This is a genomic window from Synechococcus sp. R55.8 (genome assembly GCF_047461895.1).
GTDB lineage: Bacteria > Cyanobacteriota > Cyanobacteriia > Thermostichales > Thermostichaceae > Thermostichus.
On record NZ_JANSIB010000173.1, the window covers coordinates 1 to 1,781 of the forward strand.

1 protein-coding gene and 1 pseudogene are annotated in these 1,781 nt (G+C 59.6%); both read right to left on the reverse strand.

Annotated elements, in window-relative coordinates; all coding sequences use genetic code 11:
- Positions 1–72: 72 nt before the first annotated feature.
- Positions 73–864, reverse strand: coding sequence for a serine O-acetyltransferase (gene cysE / locus NW829_RS12185; protein WP_414343630.1), 792 nt, complete (start codon positions 862–864; stop codon positions 73–75).
- Positions 865–1,000: 136 nt separating this feature from the next.
- Positions 1,001–1,781: pseudogene (locus NW829_RS12190) on the reverse strand (hypothetical protein); the annotation flags it as partial.

The following is a 1,781-nucleotide window of genomic DNA, read 5'->3' on the forward strand; positions in this document are numbered from 1 at the left end:
CGTGGTTGGCTTGCCAACTGCAGGGCTGCCGAAAGCCCGCCCTGTACTGCGAAGCAGTCAGGGTCGGGTAGTTTACGAATATTCTGCTTCGCCTCTCACCTGATCCTGCCGGACCTGTTCCCGCTCCCGGTTAAGGCGGGCCACCTGGGCTTCCAGATCTTGGATACGGTGCAGCAACTGTTCGATAGCCCGTCCCACTGGGTCAGGCATGAGATGGTGATCCAGGTCAATGCCATGGGCGGGGATGCGGCGCTGATGGGGCGGGATGACCGCACGGCCTGGGATCCCAACCACCGTCATGCCGGGAGCTACATCCTGAATCACGACCGCGTTGGCTCCGATACGAGCTTTTTCCCCAATGCGAACCGGCCCCAGAATCTTGGCCCCCGTGCCGACAATCACCCCGTTTTCCAGGGTGGGATGACGTTTGCCCTTGCTCCAGGAAGTACCCCCCAAGGTGACCCCGTGGTAGAGGGTAACATCATCACCAATTTCTGCCGTCTCACCGATCACCACCCCACAGCCGTGGTCAATGAAAAAGCGCCGCCCAATCTTGGCTGCCGGGTGGATTTCAATCAATGTGAAAGAACGAGCCAAGAAGCTGAGCAGCCGCGCTAGGAAAAACCAGCGCCGTTTCCACAGCCAGTGGGCGATGCGGTGCAAAAACAGAGCATGCACACCGGGATAAGTGAAGATGACCTCCCAGCGATTGCGTGCTGCCGGATCCCGATCGAAGACACAATCAACATCCTCCCAAAATTGCTGCCAGAACCCCAGTTTTGGCTCCGGCTTGCCAGCAGGGAGAGAATTGCCCTCCCCCGTTTTGGGGCTTTCCACCGCCGACTGCTCGGCCTCCGTCAGCATGAATGGTCTCCGTTTAGGAACCTCCACTCCCCTTTTAGCACTTTTTGCCGGCAGCAAGGAGAGATCTCCAATCGCGCCAAGGGAGCTCCTCGCGCAACTCTCCACTGGGTCGAGCTCAAGCAAATTGCCTTCTGCCCTAGCCTTTACCCAACTGTTGAGCCACCAGTTGTCCAATAGCTTGGGCAGCTCCCGGCTTGCCCCCCAGCCGCTGCAGTTCTGTCTGCATTTGCTGACGGCGCTGGGGATCTTCCAACAGAACTCGCATTTGCTCGGCCACGGCCACCGGGCGCAAGTGGCCCCGCAACTCTGGCACCACCTCTCGCCCCGCCCAGATGTTCGGCCAAGCCAAGTGACCTAGCCAACGCAGAGCAATTCTGTTGACGGCGCGGGCCAGCCAAGTGCCCAAGCCTGGAAGGCGGGTCAACAGGCCAAGAATCCCATCCCAGGCGCGCATTGCCTCCAGCTTGTTGGTAGGGATCACCACAACCATCGGCACCCCCAAATAGGCCAGCTCGGCGGTGTTGGCGCCAATGGTGGTCAGACAGAGATCACAGTTGGCCAGCACAGAATAGGCAGGGAAGCTTGTCCACAATTGCACCGTGCTGCCAAAGGGGGTAACAAACTGGGATCCCAGATTGGTCTGCTCCAGAATGGCTGAGGTGCCATAGATCAAAGCCATATCGGGATTGAGCTTGGGATGGGCATAGGCTGCCAACGACTGGGGGGTTTGTCCTGGGGCCACCGGGATCACAAAGCGGACATTCGGCAGCATCTGTCGCAGCTCATCGGCCACAGCCAACACCAATGGCACCCCCAAGGAGAGCTTGGCTGGCTTGGAGCCTGGGAGCAGCCCCACCTGATAGTGGGTGCGGTTCTCATCGCTCAGACGCTGCCAGCCGCGCGGTAGCAATTCTTCA